The organism is Chryseobacterium hagamense (genome assembly GCF_007991455.1).
In the GTDB taxonomy this organism is placed as follows: domain Bacteria; phylum Bacteroidota; class Bacteroidia; order Flavobacteriales; family Weeksellaceae; genus Chryseobacterium; species Chryseobacterium hagamense.
Genome location: NZ_BJYJ01000004.1, coordinates 154391 through 173540 on the forward strand (window position 1 = coordinate 154391; position 19150 = coordinate 173540).

The 19150-nt window shown below is 41.6% G+C and carries 16 protein-coding genes; 3 read left to right on the plus strand and 13 right to left on the minus strand.

Annotated features, from left to right (window positions below; all coding sequences use genetic code 11):
- The first annotated feature begins 4 nt into the window (after positions 1-4).
- Positions 5-559 carry a Maf family nucleotide pyrophosphatase gene (locus CHA01nite_RS06690; RefSeq protein ID WP_146940534.1) on the plus strand — a complete coding sequence of 185 codons (555 nt, stop codon included), beginning with the start codon at positions 5-7 and terminating at the stop codon, positions 557-559.
- Positions 560-644: 85 nt separating this feature from the next.
- Positions 645-3251: a type IX secretion system periplasmic lipoprotein PorW/SprE gene (porW, locus tag CHA01nite_RS06695; protein ID WP_228458355.1), complete on the plus strand. Its 2607-nt coding sequence runs from the start codon at positions 645-647 to the stop codon at positions 3249-3251.
- A 16-nt stretch (positions 3252-3267) separates the two neighbouring features.
- Here porW and tsaB read toward each other — a convergent pair whose 3' ends face one another.
- The 9 genes from tsaB to rpiB form a co-directional block, all read right to left on the minus strand.
- A complete protein-coding gene (gene tsaB, locus CHA01nite_RS06700; RefSeq protein WP_146940535.1) occupies positions 3268-3951 on the minus strand; it encodes a tRNA (adenosine(37)-N6)-threonylcarbamoyltransferase complex dimerization subunit type 1 TsaB in 684 nt (227 codons plus the stop codon).
- A gap of 86 nt (positions 3952-4037) precedes the next feature.
- Positions 4038-4787, minus strand: a complete 750-nt coding sequence (locus tag CHA01nite_RS06705; RefSeq protein WP_146940536.1) for an SDR family NAD(P)-dependent oxidoreductase — start codon at positions 4785-4787, stop codon at positions 4038-4040.
- Positions 4788-5618 carry a hypothetical protein gene (locus tag CHA01nite_RS06710; RefSeq protein WP_146940537.1) on the minus strand — a complete coding sequence of 277 codons (831 nt, stop codon included), beginning with the start codon at positions 5616-5618 and terminating at the stop codon, positions 4788-4790.
- Positions 5619-5620: 2 nt separating this feature from the next.
- Complete coding sequence (locus tag CHA01nite_RS06715; protein WP_146940538.1) at positions 5621-5992, minus strand: YraN family protein; 372 nt, start codon at positions 5990-5992, stop codon at positions 5621-5623.
- Positions 5992-6342: a DoxX family protein gene (locus CHA01nite_RS06720; protein WP_146940539.1), complete on the minus strand. Its 351-nt coding sequence runs from the start codon at positions 6340-6342 to the stop codon at positions 5992-5994. Before CHA01nite_RS06720 ends, CHA01nite_RS06715 begins: the two co-directional genes overlap by 1 nt.
- 2 nt (positions 6343-6344) lie before the next feature.
- The gene (locus CHA01nite_RS06725; protein ID WP_146940540.1) at positions 6345-7280 is read right to left on the minus strand and encodes a S66 peptidase family protein; all 936 of its coding nucleotides are present in this window, start codon (positions 7278-7280) and stop codon (positions 6345-6347) included.
- Positions 7277-7963, minus strand: a complete 687-nt coding sequence (locus CHA01nite_RS06730; protein WP_146940541.1) for a LysE family translocator — start codon at positions 7961-7963, stop codon at positions 7277-7279. The genes CHA01nite_RS06725 and CHA01nite_RS06730 overlap by 4 nt, the downstream gene beginning before the upstream one ends.
- A 218-nt stretch (positions 7964-8181) precedes the next feature.
- Positions 8182-10335 carry a ribonuclease R gene (gene rnr, locus CHA01nite_RS06735; protein ID WP_146940542.1) on the minus strand — a complete coding sequence of 718 codons (2154 nt, stop codon included), beginning with the start codon at positions 10333-10335 and terminating at the stop codon, positions 8182-8184.
- Between the two features lie 458 nt (positions 10336-10793).
- A complete protein-coding gene (rpiB, locus tag CHA01nite_RS06740; protein WP_146940543.1) occupies positions 10794-11228 on the minus strand; it encodes a ribose 5-phosphate isomerase B in 435 nt (144 codons plus the stop codon).
- A 639-nt stretch (positions 11229-11867) separates the two neighbouring features.
- Between rpiB and CHA01nite_RS06745 the strand changes: the two genes are divergently transcribed.
- A complete protein-coding gene (locus CHA01nite_RS06745; RefSeq protein WP_146940544.1) occupies positions 11868-13058 on the plus strand; it encodes a phosphoglycerate kinase in 1191 nt (396 codons plus the stop codon).
- Positions 13059-13567: 509 nt separating this feature from the next.
- Here the strand turns inward: CHA01nite_RS06745 and CHA01nite_RS06750 are convergent.
- The 4 genes from CHA01nite_RS06750 to CHA01nite_RS06765 form a co-directional block, all read right to left on the minus strand.
- Entirely contained in the window at positions 13568-14389 is an 822-nt protein-coding gene (locus tag CHA01nite_RS06750; RefSeq protein ID WP_146940545.1) for a class I SAM-dependent methyltransferase, read from the minus strand.
- A gap of 112 nt (positions 14390-14501) precedes the next feature.
- A complete protein-coding gene (gene mnmG / locus CHA01nite_RS06755) occupies positions 14502-16364 on the minus strand; it encodes a tRNA uridine-5-carboxymethylaminomethyl(34) synthesis enzyme MnmG (protein ID WP_146940546.1) in 1863 nt (620 codons plus the stop codon).
- Between the two features lie 211 nt (positions 16365-16575).
- A complete protein-coding gene (ybeY, locus tag CHA01nite_RS06760; protein WP_146940547.1) occupies positions 16576-16983 on the minus strand; it encodes an rRNA maturation RNase YbeY in 408 nt (135 codons plus the stop codon).
- Between the two features lie 5 nt (positions 16984-16988).
- A complete protein-coding gene (locus tag CHA01nite_RS06765) occupies positions 16989-19148 on the minus strand; it encodes a patatin-like phospholipase family protein (RefSeq protein WP_146940548.1) in 2160 nt (719 codons plus the stop codon).
- Between the last annotated feature and the right edge of the window lie 2 nt (positions 19149-19150).

The window sequence follows — 19150 nt, forward strand, 5'->3', positions numbered from 1 at the left end:
AGAAATGAAATTATTATTAGCCTCGCAATCACCAAGACGAAAGGAACTATTAGCCGGTTTGGGTTTTGACTTTGAAGTGGTAAAAATCGATTGCGAAGAAATTGTGCCGGAACAAATCCGGGTAGGGGAGTCGGCCGCCTACCTTTCCGAACTGAAAGCATCTGCGTTCCGCGAACTGGAAAAAGGGGAGGTATTGCTTACTGCGGATACTGTGGTAGCCGTAGATCATCATTTTCTTGGCAAACCCAAAGATGCAGAAGAAGCAAAACAGATGCTGAAGATGCTTTCGCGAAGAAGCCATCAGGTGTATACGGGAATCACCGTTAAGACCTCTGAAAAATCGGTTACGGATACGGATGTTGCCGAAGTTGAATTTGATGAGATCTCGGATGATGAAATAGCGTACTACATTCAGCATTACCGTCCGTTTGACAAAGCAGGGAGCTACGGGATCCAGGAATGGCTCGGGATGACCAAGATCAAAAGAATAAACGGCAGCTTTTATACGATTATGGGGCTTCCTACCCATTTGGTTTACAAAATTTTGAAAGAAATATAACGGGTTTCCCCATAAAATTTTGTTATTTTTACAAAATCATCAAACTGCCGATAATAAAAAGCAGATTAGAGAGTTATATTGAATAATGAAAAAGAATATTTTATTCCTTTTGGTATTGTGTATCGTTGTTTCCTGTGGCACCAAGGTAAAAAAGCCGGAACAGCGGTCTAAGTTCATGAAAGGGTTTACCACATATTACAACACGCTGTTTAATGCAAAAGATGCTTTAAATACGGAGTTTGAAACCCGGGACAAAGGCCATAAAGACAATTTTTATGCGCCTTATATTCCCATTCTCACGTATGAAGACCAACCGTTGGGAAGCGACCTGGGACAGTCTGCCGCCTTTGCGGAAAATTCCATGAAGATGGGGGAGCTGAACCGGCCCGGTCAGAACAGTACAAAAGGCGGACCTACCGGAATGCCATCGGGAATGCCGGGAAATCCGATGTCCGGAGGTCCGGGAATGCCACAGGGAGATCCGGGACAGCCTGAACAGAAAGGAGCCTCTATCCTTGAAATTGCAGAAGCCAAGGCACTGAAAGCCATCAACAAATATTCGGTGATTAAAAATGGCGAAGAAAAGAATAAGCAGATTTTTGAAGCCTATATGATTCTGGCTCAGGCGAGGATCTACCGCGGGAAATCGCTGGAAGCCCTGGATGCCCTGAACTATGTGTTTACCCACATGAAAGATGATAAAAGACTGCCCCTGGCAAGAATCTATCAGGGTTTAGCATATGATCAGATCAAGAACTATCACAAAGCTCACGAAACTTTTGCCAAACTCAAAAGCGAAAAAATAGCCAAACAGTATGAAAAACTGCTGAGCATCTACTATTCCGAATCTTTGCTGGATGCGGGTAAGAAAGAAGATGCCGTCCGTGAACTGGATAACGCGTTTGAGCTGAATGACAACCGGAAACTGAAAAGCAGAATTGCCTACCTCAGAGGGCAGGTGCTGGAAAGCCTTAACCAAAACGAGAAAGCCCGGGAAAGTTTTATGTCAGCGTATAAATATGCCAATAATTTCGAGTTTGAGGTAAAATCCCAGATCGAAATTGCCAAGACATTCAATGGAAACGGAGACTACAGCGGGGCCAGAAAATACCTTGAAGACATCAGTAAAAAAGGAACCTACGGCTCCAGAAAGAATGAATTTTACTATGCTTTGGGCTTAATGGCGAACAAAGCCGGCAAAAAAGAGGAAGCCCAGGAATATTTCAGGAAGTCGTTGAAGGAAAAAGTTTCCGACAGCCAGGTCCGGGGCCTTACGTATTATGAAATAGGAAAAGGCTATCTTGATAAAAACGATTACATCGGAGCCGGAGCCTATTATGATTCCGCTTTGGCAGTAATGACGTATGAACCATCAAAAGTCCTCCTCGCAGACCAGTCGGTGTACATCAAAAAGATTTCGAAAAATTATTATCTGATCAAAAAAAACGACAGTATTCTGAACCTGGCGAAGATGACACCGGAGCAGAAAACGGAATTTTTTTCCAGATACATTGCTAAAGTTAAAGCGAAAGAAGACAAAGAAGAACAGGAGAGAAGGCGTGCCGAAAGAAGCAAAGGCTTTGACACGGGCGATTACAGCGCAACCTCACTCTTTGCCAACAGCTCCAATTCCTTCGAGGATTTCGGAGTTGCCACCAAGGGATTTTATTTCAGCAATACCGGAACGGTTTCCAAAGGAACCCAAACCTTTAAACAAACCTGGGGCGACCGCGCACTGATCGACAACTGGCGTTTTTCCAAAAAGATGGCTACGCTGGATGATATGAAAAATGACGCCCTCGGGACAACGGCGGCACCCAACCCAAGACGTTTTGAACCTGCATTTTACATCGAGCAGATACCTACCGATATGGCACAGCTGGATCATCTGAAAAAGGACCGTGATACCGCTTCTCTGGGACTTGGGGTAATGTACCAGAATTATTTTACCAATACGCCTTTAGCCACAAAAACCCTGTATAACCTGGTAGATGTGAATCCTGAAGAAAAAGTAATGCTGCAGGCCCTGTATGAGATATATGCCATGAATTATGAGAAAAACCCGCAGGCAGCCGAGCGGGCCAAACAGATTCTCCTGAAAGATTATCCGTATACTTCCTATGCGGAGTTTGCGAGAAATCCGAAGAGCAATTCTTTCGTGAAATCTTCCGGTGACGTGGAAAGCCAGTATAAGCAGGCTTTTGCTTTGTATGAATCTGAAAAGTTCGGTGAAAGCAAAGACATTATAGACAAGACCATCCAGCAATATCCGAAGGATGCCCTGGTGCCTAAACTGTATCTGCTGAATGCCTTCAATTCCGGGAAAGCAAGCGGGAAGGAGGTGATGATCCTCCAGCTTGAGCAGATTGCCCTGAACTACGGCAAAACCCCGGAAGGTGAAAAGGCCAAAGAAATGCTGAATTACCTGAAAAGCGAACTGACCTTCCAGGCAACGGATAATAAGGGAAATGCGGTACCTCAGAACGTTGCTGATACGAACAATAACAATGCTCCCGATCAGCAACTGCAGTTCAATGCCAGAGGATCAAAGAGGAACTCTCCGCAACCTGCACAAATGATGAACAACACTACGCCGATGCAGCCCGTAAATAACGGCAGCAGGAAAAGGCCGAACAGCAATACCAATCAGCAGCTGCAGCCATCGAACCAGGCGCCTGCAAAACCCCAATAAAAAATAAAAGCGAAGACTATTCTTCGCTTTTATCTTTTTTCTTTACTCCATGGAAATCCTTAAGGTAAAAAGGCTCAAAGTAAGCAATATCTTCAAATTCTTTTCGCTTTATTTTTTCAAGAGTCTTTTTCATTAAGTATCGGGCGGAAGGGTAGACCCCATCATCAAAACCGGCATTCTGCAGTTGCAGCAGATCTTTTGCCTTAGTGACCCCGTCTCCTACAAAAAGTATTTTTTTATCCCTGTATTCCTCAAAAGAAGTCTCATCTAAAATTTTAGCTTCGGTGTCAGAAAGCTGCATTCCGTTCCGACCGTCATATACAGCCGTATAAACCTCCATTCTTCTTGCATCGATCATAGGGATAATACAGTCATAGTTCCGGCCTAAAAAAGGCACAATCATGCTTTCCATGGAATTGACGGCAATCAACGGTACTTTAAGTCCATAGCAGAAACCTTTGGCCGAAGAAGCACCGATCCGTAGTCCCGTATACGAACCGGGACCTTTACCCAGCGACACAGCCTCGATATCTTTCATTGAAATGCCGGCACCTTCAAGCGCCCATTCTATGAAAACATGAAGGCTTTCGGACTGTTTGTAGTTTTCAGAAATCTCCTCCGTGACACACAGCATTTTTTCATCATCCGAAATGGCTACCGAGCAGTTCTTCGAAGAAGTTTCAAGATATAAGATTTTCATTGTTTACAGGTAAATGATTTAACAGTTCAGCAATTGATAGGCAAAAGCTTATTTTACTCCTGCAAAGGTAAAGCATTATTTGAAAACTATTTTCTGTAAATTGTTCTCGGTTCTGCCTGTGCAGTAGGGTAGATGGTCATATCCGAGATACAGACGTGCTTCGGTGCATTAACGCAATAGGCAATTGAATCTGCAATATCTTCCGCTCTTAAAGGCTCATACCCTTCATAGACAGTGGCAGCCCTTTCGCTGTCCCCTTTAAACCTTACCATGGAGAAATCCGTTTCTACGGCGCCGGGCTGGATATTCGTTACTTTGATCCCAAATTCCGTGAGTTCTATTCTCATGCCTTCGGAAATAACATCGACAGCTTTTTTGGTGGCACAGTAAACGATACCGTTCGCATACGTCTGTCTTGCCGCTACTGAACTAATGTTTACGACATGGCCTGATTTTCTTTCTTTCATTCCCGGGATAATCATTTTCGAGACATAGAGCAGGCCTTTCACGTTGCCGTCGATCATGGAATCCCAATCATCTGTTTTTCCGGCTGAAAGAGGATCCAGGCCATGTGCATTTCCTGCGTTGTTGATCAGCACATCCACAGACTTCCAGTTTTCAGGAAGGGAGGCGATGGCTGTTTCCACTTCCTGCAGATTCCTGACATCAAAATTTAAACTAAAGACTTCGGTAAATTTAGAAAGTTCCGATTGTACCGATTCCAAAATTTCAGTTCGTCTTCCGCAGATGATGATCCGGTTTCCCTGTTTTGCCAGGAGCTCGGCCGTTGATTTTCCGATTCCGGAAGTCGCTCCGGTGATTAGTATCGTTTTCATTTATTTTATTTGATTGTTTCTTTTTGTTATTCTTTTCGTTACATAGGTATAAATCCAAAATTCCAGCCATGGGATCAGCATCAGAATAAACCAAAGCATCATCAGGCTTCCGGCCAAGGTTTTAAATTGTGATTTTAAAATCATAAGATAGAAATTCCTGATTTTTTCAACAATAGACTTTTCAATATCATCAGGATCAAGGACCAGTAATTGTTTTGTTATTTTATCAAATTCACGGTAGGAGAGATCCCCGGTAACCTCAACATTCGGTATGGAATTGAGGATGCCGTATACAACCATGGTATTGATGCGGTCACCATACTGGTCCATAAGCCATGAAGCCATGCGGTTTTTGGGTTGATTGATTATCCCATATTTTGTATCATAGGCTCTTACAAGATCGGTTATCTTTATTTTTGTGTTTTCATTATTCCTGCTTATTTCCGAAACAACAGTTCTTACTCCTCCGATAAATTCAGCCTTTGCCTTCTGATCTTTAAAGACAGCGCCTACCCCTGAAGAATAAATCTGTGAAGAGATGGAAAAACTGTCTTTTTTAAGGGCTTCATAAGATCCCCAGAACAAACCCAGCTGTAATGAAACAAGACCGTTGATGATAAAAATAGCCGGAATATACAGCTTGACCAGCCAGTTGTAATATTTCGGAGTCCGGTAAAATGCATTGTATTTCCTCATGATTAAGGTTAACATCAGACTGATGAGCAGACCCGCAACGAAACAGACGAGGCAGTATAAAAGGATGGTAAGCGGATAATTTCTGATGATGTACAAGACTGCGGAGTACATGCCGTCCCAATCCAGATTATGCATTTTCAATTGGCATCAAATGCTTCAAAAGCATCGGTTATATGTTCGATGGTCAGATTCTTTTCACGGTCAGTAAGCACGGAAATAATATCAAAGCGTACTTCCTGGTCTTTATTGAATTCTTCCATAAAATGATCGGCCGCGGAAACCAGCCGCTTTATTTTGGTTTTGGTCACCGCTTCCTGAGGCAGCATGAAAACATCCGTGGAACGTGCTTTTACTTCAACAATGATAATTAAATGATCTTTTTCGGCAATAATATCGATTTCCGCTTTCTGAAACCGGAAATTCCGCACCAGGATGGTATAGCCATTCTCCTGTAGATGAGTAGCCGCAAGGTCTTCTGCCGTTTTGCCTAAATCGTTGTGATCTGCCATTATTTTCTGAATTGATAAGCCCACCAGATCAAGCCTACCTGTAAAGGAAGCCTTGCCACTGTAAGCCAGAAATATTTGTGATGAACTTCATAAAACTTTCTTGCCATTTCAATATTAGCCGGAAATACTGCAATAAAAAGAAAAATACTGAGCCAGGCACCTATCTTCTGAGTCCCGGGAAAAATAAGAAGAAGGCCGCAGAGGATCTCCGCAATACCGCTGATATAGACCATTTGTAAATGAAAAGGAATATAGGCAGGCATGATTTTAATGAAAATGTTAGGTTTTACAAAATGTAAAATCCCTGCAGAAATTAATAAAAAAGAAAGGATAAATTTTGAATATGCCATCTTTATTTTCTGTAACTAATGGATACTGTTTTATCTATTTCCACATGTATTTCTCCTCCTATGATCAATGGCCGGTTGTCTCTGATATGTCCGTTCGGGAAGCCGAAAACTACAGGAAAATCATATTTTGCAATCCGTTCTGAAATTAACCGGTATGCGAATTCGTCAAAGCTTTCCTCATACTGCTTATTTTCTTTTTCATCGCCCATATTCGTCATTCCGCCGATAACCAGACCTGAGATTTTATTAAAGGCACCGGCCAGTTCAAGGCTCATGATCATCCGGTCCAACGCATAAAAGTTTTCGCCGATATCCTCGATAAAAAGGATTCTATCTTTAAAATCAAAAGAATACTTAGTTCCCAGCAACGCATAGATAAGCGCTAAGTTTCCACCCACCAGTTCTCCTTTGATGGAGCCCGGTTTGTTTTTCTCGTGCGGTTGTATGCTGTACTCCGGCAGGCTGCCGTTTAAAATATCAAAAATAAGATCATAGCTTTCTTCCGTTACCCCAAAGCTGGACGTTTTAACGGTCTGCCCATGGACTGAGGCAAAACCTTTCTTCAGCAGATAACTCTGGATGACCGTATTATCGGAATATCCAATGTACCATTTCGGATTTTTGGCAAAACCTTTAAGATCAATACCATTGATCAGATGCTGGCATCCGTATCCTCCCCTGGAAGCCCAGATGGCAGAAATTCCAGGGTCATTCAGTGCCCGGTTCATCTCTTTCAATCTTTCCTCTTCCGTCCCGGCATAACTGTAGCCATTAGAAAACTTCGTATACAGGTGTTCGCCCAACACAGGTTCGTAACCCTTTTTCCGTATCATTTCAATCCCCTTTTCCAGCTGTGCCGGTTCTACGGAGCCTGCCGGGGAAATAACGGCTATTGCATCACCTTTTTTAAGGGCTTTTGGAAAGATGATCTCTTTCATTTGCTTTTTTGGTATTTAATTTCGGTTTTTTCAGCTTCTTCCAGTCGTTTATCGAACTGATTGAATTTCTTGAAGCTCTGCAGGAAGATGAAAAAACTGAATACGATTAGAATCCCGCCGACAATCCTCCTGATTCTATTGGCTAAACTTTGCGTTAGTTTATCATGAAACTGCTTGGCCAGGAATATTTTAACCAGATCGATAAAGAGGTAAGTGCCGATAACGATCCCGATGTATAAAATGAAATTGCCGGTATCCGGATACTGATTCCTTACGGATATCACCGTTACCAGCCAGAAAAGAATGACGCCGACATTGAGGAGATTAAAGAAAAAACCGTTCATAAAGGTCTTGAAATAATTCTGGTTCATGAATTTTTCTTCACCCGGAATATGCATCTTGGTCTTCGTCACCATCATCACAATTCCATAGACGAGGATCAGGATGGCGGTAATCCGGTAAAACCCGGGATGCTTATCAATAAGCGTTACAATGTCCGCACTTGCATAATAGGCTGCCAGAATACAGAGCAGGTCTGCAGAAATTACCCCCAGGTCCAGTGCCAATGCATGTTTCGGGCCTCTGGAAAAGCTGGTTTCTATCAGAAGGAAAAAGATAGGTCCTATAAAAACAAGACTCAGCATGAATCCTAATACAATGGCAGACAATATAAGTTCAAACATTCAGTGGTGTTTTTCGATGAATAAAATTCGTCTATTTATACAAATTTAAACTTTATGTTTTAAAAAGCAAACAGGAAAATGAATTTGGTTCGCCGGAAACGAAACCGTCGGACTTTCATCAAAATATCCTTGCGGATACTGACTTATCCCGACAACAGGGTAGAGTCAAAATAAAAAAACCGCAATGGCTTGCGGTTTTTTTATTTTATCTGATTGGTTTAGTCTACGATTTTAAAGTCCAGCTGCTTGGCAATCAGGTTGGCTTTCACTACCTTGATCTGTACATCATCTCCCAGCTGATACCTTTTCCCGTGTCGGGATCCGTATACGGCATGGGTTTTTGCGTCGTAGGTATAGGAATCATCCATTAAGTCCCTTAATTTAATCAGCCCTTCGGCACCGTTCTCCGGAATCTCTACCCAGAATCCGAACTCCGCAACACCGGAAATTACGCCTTTAAATGTTTCCCCCAGATGTTTTTCCATGAACTTCACCTGCATGTATTTGATGGAATCCCTTTCCGCATCGGCAGCCAGCCTTTCCATAGAGCTGCAGTGCTTGGCTTTATCTTCCAGTTCCGCTTTATTCGGGGATTTTCCGCCGTCCAGGTAGTGCTGGAGGAGACGGTGGGCAATCAGATCGGGATAACGCCTGATCGGGGAAGTAAAGTGGCTGTAATAATCGAATCCCAGACCATAGTGGCCGATGGGTTCCGTAGAATAGACCGCTTTGCTCATACTTCTCATGGCCAGTGTTTCGATCATGTTTTCCTCGCCTTTGCCTTTTACGTCATGCAACAGTTTATTTAAAGATTCCGCCACCTTTTTGGTATTGGCAAGATCCATTTTATAGCCGAAAGTGGAAACAAAGTCCCTCAGAGATTCCAATTTTGCCGGATCCGGATCGTCGTGAACCCTGTAAATAAAGGTATTCTGGGTAATTTCGCCCCTTTTGTTCAGTGAAACGAATTCAGATACCTTCTTATTGGCCAGCAACATGAATTCTTCGATCAGGTGATTGGAATCTTTACTGATCTTAAAGTAGACACCAATTGGTTCGTTGTTCTCATCCAGATTGAAACGTACCTCGCTCCGGTCGAAAGTAATGGCTCCGTCTTTTATCCTTTTCTGACGCAGGATTTTTGCCAGTCCGTCGAGAACAAGAATTTCTTCCTTGAAATCGCCGTCTTTCCCCTCGATTCTTTCCTGGGCTTCCTCATAGGTAAACCTCCTGTCGGAATGGATCACCGTTCTCCCGAACCATTGCTTTTTTATTTCGGCTTTCTCATTCAGTTCAAAAACAGCAGAGAAGGTGAATTTATCCTCATGCGGACGAAGCGAACAAACATCGTTACTCAATACTTCAGGCAGCATCGGTACCACACGGTCTACCAGATACACGGAAGTTGCTCTCTGGTAAGCTTCATCATCCAGCATGGTTCCCGGAACTACGTAATGGGAAACATCTGCAATGTGTACACCGATTTCCCAGTTTCCGTTTTCCAGTTTTCTGACGGACAGGGCATCATCAAAATCCTTCGCATCTTTCGGGTCGATGGTAAAAGTGGTAGTGCCCCGCATATCCCATCTTTTAGCCACTTCTTCGTCATTGATACTTCTGTCGATCTTATCGGCATCCCTTTCCACTTCTTCAGGGAAAGTATAAGGCAATCCGTATTCTGCAAGAATCGAATGGATCTCCGTTTCATGCTCTCCCGGAGCTCCCAGAACCTGTGTGATTTCCCCCTGAGGATTTTTATCTCCCGGTCTCCATTCGGTCATTTTTACGATCACTTTATCACCGTCCTGAGCCCCTCCGAAATTTCCTCTCGGGATAAAAATATCGGTATTGATGGTCTTTTTATCGCAAACCACAAATCCGAAGTCTTTATGGGGAACCATCTGTAAGGTTCCTACAAATTCCGTTCGTGTTCTTTCCAGAACTTCCAGCACGGAACCTTCCATTTTCTTTCCTTTATACGTATACGTGACAATCAGGACTTTATCTCCCTGCAATGCATCCTTTACATTTTTGGAGTGGATAAAGATATCACCATCCACCCCCTGTACAGTTACATACGCATTCCCGGACTGGTTGAAATCGATCGTCCCCGTTAATGTTCCTTTGATATTAAGGTTAACGATGTATTTTCCTTTTTCGCTCTCCTTGATTCTTTCTTCCGCCTGAAGTTTATGAATCGCCTGTATAACAAGTTCCCGCTGTCTGGGATTTTTGTGGTCGATGCCGTCTGCAATCTGCTTGTAATTGTAGACTTTTGTGGAATTTTCATTCATAAATCTCAGGATCAGTCTGCCGATCTCTCTTAATTTATGGTCGTTTTTCTGACTTATATATTTTTTCTTTTTTGCCATTTTAATTTATTTAATTAATCTCTTCACAATCCGTTATTTAATTTTTGTGAAATTTAATTTGCTGTATCAGCTCTGCTATCGGATGTGATTTTTTATTCTGTCTCTATATTTATTGAAAGCTTTATTAACGCCGATTTCTTTTATTACAAGATTTTACTCTACTCCGCATAGAGAAATAGTTTTAAACAAAACCCTACTGCAGACATCTGATCTATTGTATCATCAATATAGAATGACGACATCAATTATCCTTCCAATTCTATTATAACGGAAGTTTTAGGTTTGTATAAATGTAATACAAATATGGAGAAGAATGGATACAACCTTGAAGGAAATGTACTTTTACCATTTCATCAGGTTAACTGGAAATAACAGGTGGTAAACCTGCCGGACGCTGCAAATATACAAAATAAAAAACTAAATAAGGCTTGTAATATGATTTACAAGCCTTTATCGGTCTAGCAGAATGCAATTTTATCAACCCGGTTCTGGTGTCTTCCGCCTTCGAAATCCGTAGCAAGGAATTTATCGGCAATCTCCATAGCCAGTTCCTTAGATATAAAGCGGGCCGGAATGGAAATCATGTTCGCATCGTTATGCTGTCTCGCCAGCGATGCAATCTCCGGCATCCAGCACAGCGCGCAGCGGATCTTCTGATGTTTGTTGGCCGTAATCTGAACCCCGTTTCCGCTGCCGCAGATTAAGATTCCCAGTTCGTTTTCACCGTTCTCCACAGACGTTGCTGCAGGATGAACAAAGTCCGGATAATCCACACTGTCTGTGGAAAACGTTCCAAAATCCTGAATATCAAATCTTTCTGAAAGATAGTTCTTCACAATCTCTTTATATTCATAGCCTGCATGGTCTGCAGCGATTGCTATTTTTCTTTTCATAATTTTCGTATTAAGCCTTTTTTTAGATTTATTCACACAAATTTAAGTATAATGTGGATAAGTCTTAAATTTTTGGGAATTAAATGTGAAATGGCTTGTGAGTAAATGTTGAAAAAAGAGGGAAAGTAAATCTTTCGTAACATTGAAAAATTTTGTAATGAAGATTGGCATCAGAAAATCCAATATATTTTTTCACAAAGTTTTCTGGAGAAACTCCCATGGTTTTCCATATTTACTTTATCCATATTCCATTTTGTGGAAAATTACTCACAATTATGGATAACTGTGTTAAATATTTCATTTACAACACCTTGTAATGTAGATAAAATGTGAGTTACGGTCTGATTCATTATCAGAAAGTATTAACGCAGAATTTATCCCCGAAACTCACAACACTCAACAACAGTACCCATTTATTTTTTTTAAGAGAAAAGAAAATATGTTGATTGATGTATGTTGAGGCTGCGGGAAACTTTTTGAAAACTTTTCAACGGCTGTCTCGTCCTGAAAATTTTAAAATCTTACATTTGTGAAACGAAAATCGAAAAGAGCATGAAACCGAACTGTCCGGAAAATTTTAACGGAAATCTTTTCCTGGAACCGGTTCTGCTTTGCCCCGAAAAAATATAAAATGTACATATGAAAACAATCAATGATTTCAATTTCAACGGAAAGAAAGCCCTGGTAAGAGTGGATTTCAATGTTCCGCAGGACGACCAGCTCAAGGTGACGGATAATACGAGAATTACGGCTGTAAAGCCTACGGTAAATAAAATCCTGAATGACGGTGGTTCCGTCATCCTGATGGCCCACCTGGGCAGACCGAAAGGAGAGGCTAAGGATGAGTTTTCCCTTAAGCATATCGTTGATGAAATTTCCAATGTATTGGGTAAGGAGGTCAAGTTTGTAGAAGAATGTGTGGGGGAGAAGGCAGAACAGGCCGCCGCAGCTCTTCAGCCGGGTGAAATTCTCCTGTTGGAAAACCTGCGTTTCCACAGTGAAGAGGAGAAGGGTGACGAAGCGTTTGCTGAAAAACTTTCCCAGCTGGCGGATGCCTATGTGAATGACGCTTTCGGTACGGCACACAGAGCGCATGCTTCTACGGCTGTTATTGCTAGATTCTTTCCTTCAACTAAATTCTTCGGTTTACTGATGGCCGATGAACTTCAGGCGATCGATAAAGTATTAAAGAGTGGTGAGAAGCCGGTTACCGCCATATTGGGAGGCTCTAAAGTTTCAACTAAAATTACCATTATAGAAAACATACTTCCGGCAGTTGATAATCTCATTATCGGAGGAGGAATGGCCTTCACTTTCATCAAAGCGCTGGGTGGAAAGATCGGAACTTCGCTGGTGGAAGAAGATAAACTTCCTCTGGCCCTTGAGATTCTGGGGAAAGCCAAAGAACATCAGGTAAAAGTATACCTTCCTTCCGATACGATCATCGCGGAAAGTTTCAGCAACGATGCGGAAAGAAAAGAATCCGACATTTATGATATTCCGGAGGGATGGATGGGATTGGATGCCGGCCCGAAATCAAGAGATCAGTTCAATGATGTTTTACTGAATTCAAGAACGATTCTTTGGAACGGACCGATCGGTGTTTTTGAAATGTCAAACTTCGCTGCCGGAACGGTTGCTTTGGGAGACAGTATTGCTGAAGCGACAAAAATCGGAGCTTTCTCTTTAGTGGGAGGAGGAGACAGTGTGGCTTTTGTAAAACAGTTCGGTTATGCCGACAAGGTAAGCTATGTTTCTACCGGTGGAGGAGCAATGCTGGAAAGTCTGGAAGGCTTGGAACTTCCGGGGGTTGCTGCAATCAATAACTAAGAAATTTAATTTTATAAAAAAGGTCCGTTGAATTTTTCAGCGGACCTTTTTATTTTTCGGATGGATTAGTCAGAACCTTATTCCGGAAAATATTTTTAATCCGGAAAGAAAATATTTTAATGATTCATTTTGCCGTGTTTAATTGGCTATGCTTTTATTTAGAAGATGTGTTTTAATCCTAAGAAATAATAATTTTCCGCTGCATACATTCATTATAAAATAATTACGGGAATTTTTATGCTGATGATGTTTCGGTAAAATTAACAAATGGTGGTGATCATCCTAAAATTTGACTTCTTTTATATGAGTTACTAACTCTTTACTAACAATGCCGGAGCAAAAGCGGTGAAATTTAAAACGCCTGGAATTTTTTAAAAGTTTTCCGGCCGGCAAAGAGGGTGGGAGAGGGGTTTAAAAGGAAAAAATCCGGAGAGAGCTCCGGACTTTTTACAATTTTTAACTCAAATTGATTAAAATTGACCTTCAGAAATGGTTCAAAAATCAATTTTCTATTTTTTTTCGATAACATATATCAAACTTGAAAATTCATTGGAAAAAAGGGCTTTTACGTTAGAAATCGTTCCGTGGATCACTGCTTTTAGCCAAAATAATGATGATTTTTTATATTTTTCGCTTAACATGGAGATGTAGTAGGAATCCAGAACCAATGGTTTTATTTTTCTCAGTTTCCAATTGGGTTTTTTAGAAATCAGGTTTTCCATACCGGTTTTGGAAAAATGGTACACATGTCTCGGAACATCATAAGCTGCCCAATATTCTTTATAATGTATCGCATCATAGGAGGTCGGGTTCGGAACTGCAATAATCAGCAAACCTTTTTCTTTTAGTTTCCGGTTAAAGATTTCAAGCATCTCATCCTGATTTTCTACGTGCTCGAAAACATGCCAGAGGGTGATTGCATCAAGACTATGATCTTCAATTAAATTGATGTCATTTAAAATTTTTGCTTTTGAAATTTTGTTTTGGGCGGCTTTTCTCGCATCTTCATCCGGCTCAAATCCTGATACTTCAAAATCGTTTTCAATATATTTTACAAATTCCCCTGCGCCGCAGCCATAATCCAGGACTTTTGACCCTTTAGGAATGCGGTCAAGCAAAATGGTTTTTTTATACTGTAAATTAAATGACTGTAGAAATTTGTAAAGTTTTTGTTTTAAGCTTCCGGAATCCTGGTGGTGGGAAATATAATCTTCGCTTTCGTAATACTTTGAAATGTTCGATGGAATAGGGGAGGTCTTAAAAACCCCTTTGGTATCCGTCTCTTCTATTTCAAAAACTTCCTGGGAAAGAAAATGATCTTTTATTTTCATTTGATGGTTTTCTTTATATTAAAAATTAAGATATTCAGAGTCCATAACAGCCTCATAAATACCTTAATTTTCATTTTTAATTTTTAAATGTTTCACGTGAAACATTTTTAATTTAACGTCCTAAATAGACCAGTAAAACATTAATATCCGCAGGAGAAACTCCACTGATTCTTCCGGCCTGTGCTATTGTCTTTGGCCTCACGTTGGTCATTTTCTGCTTTGCTTCAGCAGAAAGGCTGGATATCTTAGAATAATCGAAATCTTCAGGGATTTTAATATTTTCCAAACGGTTCAACTTGGCTACATTTTCTTTTTCCTTTTCAATATATCCTCTGTATTTAATATTTACTTCAGCCTGTTCTCTTACTTCTTCATCAAAGGTAGAAGAAACCTCATTGATGAAATCAATTTCATCCAGCTTTTCCAGCGTCATATTCGGTCTTGTAAGAATTTGTGCTGCACGGTATGCCTGATCTACAGGGCTGCTTTCGATAGTTTCGAGGATCGGATTGATAATTCCGGGCTTTAAAGAAGTTTCCCGCAAGAAGGCTTCAAGTTCTTCACTTTTAGTTATTTTCTCGTGAACTCTCTTCAGACGGTTTTCTTTCGCTAATCCTAGATCGAATGCCTTCTGCGTTAACCGGATATCCGCATTATCCTGTCTCAGAAGAAGTCTGTATTCCGCTCTGGAAGTAAACATCCGGTACGGTTCTTCCGTTCCTTTGGTAATAAGGTCATCAATCAGAACACCAATGTAGGCTTCGTCACGGTTAAGGATAAATTCTCCTTTTTCCTTTACTTTGTTATGGGCATTGATCCCGGCGATCAGACCCTGTCCGGCCGCTTCTTCATAACCGGTAGTCCCATTGATTTGTCCCGCAAAATATAAATTGCCGATCAGTTTGGTTTCCAAGGTATGCTTGAGCTGGGTAGGAGGGAAGTAGTCATATTCAATGGCATAGCCCGGACGGAAAACTTTTACATTTTCAAATCCGGGGATGTGTTTCATGGCTTTGATCTGCACATCTTCCGGCAGGGAAGAGCTGAATCCGTTTACATAGATTTCCACAGTTTTCCATCCTTCAGGTTCTACAAACAGCTGGTGCCGGTTCCGTTCGGCAAAACGGTTGATCTTATCTTCAATACTCGGGCAATATCTCGGCCCTAAGCTTTGAATCGTTCCGTTGAACATCGGGCTCCTGTCGAAACCTTCGCGTAAAATATCGTGAACCGTTTCGTTGGTATAAACGATATGGCAGCTAAGCTGCCTGGTTAATTTGGGCGTATCCAGATAACTGAACTTTTGCGGATTTTCGTCGCCTTTCTGTTCTTCCATTTTAGAATAATCCAGGCTTCTTCCGTCTACTCTCGGTGGAGTGCCGGTTTTCATCCTTCCTGCTTCAAAACCTAAAGAAACCAGTTGCTCAGTAATTCCGAAAGCTCGGGGTTCACCCATTCTTCCTCCTCCCAATTGCTTATCTCCGACATGGATCAGGCCATTCAGGAACGTACCGTTGGTCAAAACCACGGAGCGTCCTTTAATCTCGATTCCCAGAGAGGTAACTACCCCCGTTACTTTATTATTTTCAACAATAAGCTGTTTTACCATATCCTGAAAGAAATCAAGATTGGGTGTATTTTCCAATGCCAGACGCCATTCTTCGGCAAAAAGCATCCGGTCGTTCTGTGTTCTCGGAGACCACATCGCGGGGCCTTTGGAAAGGTTCAGCATTTTAAATTGTATAGCCGATTTATCGGCTACAATTCCTGAATATCCGCCCATGGCATCAATTTCCCGTACGATCTGTCCTTTGGCAATACCGCCCATCGCGGGGTTGCAGCTCATCTGTCCGATGGTCTGCATATTCATGGTAATAAGCAGGGTTTTCGAACCTAAATTTGCAGCGGCAGCGGCTGCTTCACATCCTGCATGCCCGGCACCTACTACAATTACATCATATATTTCTGAAATCATTTTTATCGCTTATTTTAAAGCTTTATATCTTGTCCTTTTTTACAAATGTTTCACGTGAAACATCATCCGTTTTTTACAGTCTTAAAACGTCTGTATTGAGATCTTATTTAGCCCCGATCGCAGCATTTGTCTGAGCTCGTTTTCTTTTTCCCGAAAAAGAAAACAGCGAGTGCGGAGAGCGGGATTAAGCTCCTGAAAAATAAACAGGGCCCTAATTGTATTTTGCCAAATAACAGTCTTCTTTTGCTCTCATCTGCTTTTCCTCTTCCTCCGTTTTATCTTTATATCCGCAGAGATGAAGAATGCCATGAGCCAGTACTCTTCTTAATTCTTCTTCATAATTTTTAAATAGGGTAGAAGCGTTATCGGAAATGCGCTGCAAAGATACGAAAATCTCTCCGCTTATGGTCCTGCCTTTTACATAGTCAAAGGTTATGATATCAGTATAGTAATCATGCTGAAGATAATCCTGGTTTACTTTGAGCAGATAGTCGTCATCACAGAAAATATAGTTGATCTCACCGAGCTTTTTTTCTTCTGAAAGAATGATTTCTTCCAGCCATGCCGTATAGTCTGTATTTACCGATTCCGGTAAGTTTTCGTAAAAGAATTGTATCATTGTAATTAAAACCAGTGTCCTAAGATGACACTGAATATGCCTTTTTGGTTGTTTTTAAGAGAGTGACTGAAGTTTACTTTGATCTGTCCGAAAGGGGATTTATATCCTGCGGTAAGTCCTACGGAGCTGTAGTTTAATTTAACTGCATCTTCAAAGGAAATGTCATTTGAAAGATTGGCGAAGGAAAAATTTCCGCTCAGAAAATAGTTTTTATTGAATTTGAACTGAAGATCGTTTGAAGCCAGAATTACGTTGTTGGTGTTCAGCTGGGCAAAGTAAAACCCGGAAAAGCTTCTGAAGTTAACAATGTTCTGTTCAAAGATCCCGCCCAGCCTGTACTTATAAAAGTCCGGCAGATTTTCACCTAAGGTGATTCCTCCATACAGGTTCAGCCGGTAAGCAAACTGTTTGGACAGGGGGATATTGATCCTGATGTCTGCCTTGATTTGAACCAGCCTCCGGTCTACCTCGGATTTGAGCAGATCGATCACTTTCCCTTCCGCATTAATGTAGATTCCGCGGGTAGGGAAGTCCCTGTCATTCTGGGTATCGCTTTTCAGAAATACATAAGGATTCAGGAACCGGTTGTATCTTTTATTATCGCCGTTGAATTCAGCTTCGAAATAATCATGGCTGATCCCGCCGCCGACGGCAAACTTATCTTTCCAGATCGACTGCAGGTAGACTTCGTTCCGGAGCCATTGCCATTTGTCGAATTCATTATTGCTGGTATCCCTCAGGCTGAAGCTCATCCCGGAAGAATAAATTCCGAAGCCGGGAATGTATCCGTTGTCGATAAAATAGTTTAGGTAGTATCTGGGTTTATCTCCGACGATGACGTCCAGGGAAAGATTGGAGTTACGGAACAAAAGACGCTTCGCCGAGTAATTGACCAGCAGGCCGGTTTTAAAGATCTCGTCGTAATGCAATCCGAATTTCAGGAAATGCCTGGCGTCATCTTCGGTAACATAGAGCTTCAGATAACTGGCTTTACTGTCGGAAATAATATCATAGTTGATGAATTTATAATTATTAGTAGCGACCAGCTTATCGATTCTTTTATTAATGCTTCCATAGGTCTGCAGAGAAGGGAGACGGAGCCCCATTTTTCCGAGCATGTAGTTTTTCCCGTAGATTCTGTTTCCGTCAATGGCAACGCTGTCAATCTTATAGACATTGGAATAAATAGGACTCATCTGTTGCCGTATGCGGTCAAAAGGGCGCTTAGGAAGCTGGTCCAGGACATCTGCGTATTTTAAGCCTTCCACATAGCCGCTGTCGAGAATTTTTTTCTTGTCATCATAGCTCGTCGCAGTCATGCCCTGTAAATTCGGCTTGATATTGATGTCGGTATATTTATACTGGCGTTCGGTATCTTTTTTAATCCCGAAATCAATGACCTGGTTCAGAATGGCAATGATGCTGTTCAGGTCTTCTCTTCTGGAGAGATCCTGGTTAAGATCGACACCGATCACGATATCGATTCCTTTGTCCTTTAAAGGTTTTGACGGATAGTTCACCGTCATGGCTCCGTCGATATAAATGCTGTCGTTGATTTTCACAGGGTCCATAAGGGAAGGAAAAGCAGAACTCGCCATGATGGATTGTACGAGATCGCCTTTTTCAAAGATCTGCATGTTGCCACTTTCCAGATTGGTGGCCACACACATAAAAGGAATCGGAAGTTTTGAGAAATCTTCGATGTTGGAAACATTTTTAAAAAGTTCTTTCAGCAGGTAAACATTTTTCTGCCCGGAACTGATGGAAGAAGGAAGATTGATCTTTCCGTTTTTCAGTGGGATGGAGAGAAGGTATTTATCTACCGATTTATTAAAGAAGGTTGTTTCCTGGCGTTTGGCTTTCGGATCTGTAATCAGGGAATAGAAATCGGTATCCATAACGATCTTTTCAATTTCTCTTCCGGAGTATCCTGAAGCATAGAGGCCACCGACAATGGCTCCCATGCTGGTACCGGCTATATAATCTACTTTTACTCCTAGAGAATCCAGCACCTTAAGAACGCCTACATGAGAAAATCCTTTAGCTCCGCCGCCGGCCAGTGAAAGTCCGATTCTTGGATTTTTGGGAATCACCAGATCTTTTCTTACCTGGGACCGGATGAAGAGCAATTGAAATGCAAATAAAATAATCAGGAGCTTTCTCATAA

Bases quoted from the DNA above. Each gene is read 5' to 3' on its own strand.
- CHA01nite_RS06690 (WP_146940534.1), top strand. From the start codon at position 5: ATGAAATTATTATTAGCCTCGCAATCACCAAGACGAAAGGAACTATTA.
- tsaB (WP_146940535.1), bottom strand. From the start codon at position 3,951: ATGAAAATCTTATATCTTGAAACTTCTTCGAAGAACTGCTCGGTAGCC.
- CHA01nite_RS06745 (WP_146940544.1), top strand. From the start codon at position 11,868: ATGAAAACAATCAATGATTTCAATTTCAACGGAAAGAAAGCCCTGGTA.
- CHA01nite_RS06730 (WP_146940541.1), bottom strand. From the start codon at position 7,963: ATGTTTGAACTTATATTGTCTGCCATTGTATTAGGATTCATGCTGAGT.
- CHA01nite_RS06705 (WP_146940536.1), bottom strand. From the start codon at position 4,787: ATGAAAACGATACTAATCACCGGAGCGACTTCCGGAATCGGAAAATCA.
- porW (WP_228458355.1), top strand. From the start codon at position 645: ATGAAAAAGAATATTTTATTCCTTTTGGTATTGTGTATCGTTGTTTCC.
- CHA01nite_RS06725 (WP_146940540.1), bottom strand. From the start codon at position 7,280: ATGAAAGAGATCATCTTTCCAAAAGCCCTTAAAAAAGGTGATGCAATA.
- CHA01nite_RS06750 (WP_146940545.1), bottom strand. From the start codon at position 14,389: ATGAAAATAAAAGATCATTTTCTTTCCCAGGAAGTTTTTGAAATAGAA.
- mnmG (WP_146940546.1), bottom strand. From the start codon at position 16,364: ATGATTTCAGAAATATATGATGTAATTGTAGTAGGTGCCGGGCATGCA.
- ybeY (WP_146940547.1), bottom strand. From the start codon at position 16,983: ATGATACAATTCTTTTACGAAAACTTACCGGAATCGGTAAATACAGAC.
- rpiB (WP_146940543.1), bottom strand. From the start codon at position 11,228: ATGAAAAGAAAAATAGCAATCGCTGCAGACCATGCAGGCTATGAATAT.
- CHA01nite_RS06720 (WP_146940539.1), bottom strand. From the start codon at position 6,342: ATGGCATATTCAAAATTTATCCTTTCTTTTTTATTAATTTCTGCAGGG.
- CHA01nite_RS06710 (WP_146940537.1), bottom strand. From the start codon at position 5,618: ATGCATAATCTGGATTGGGACGGCATGTACTCCGCAGTCTTGTACATC.
- CHA01nite_RS06765 (WP_146940548.1), bottom strand. From the start codon at position 19,148: ATGAGAAAGCTCCTGATTATTTTATTTGCATTTCAATTGCTCTTCATC.
- rnr (WP_146940542.1), bottom strand. From the start codon at position 10,335: ATGGCAAAAAAGAAAAAATATATAAGTCAGAAAAACGACCATAAATTA.
- CHA01nite_RS06715 (WP_146940538.1), bottom strand. From the start codon at position 5,992: ATGGCAGATCACAACGATTTAGGCAAAACGGCAGAAGACCTTGCGGCT.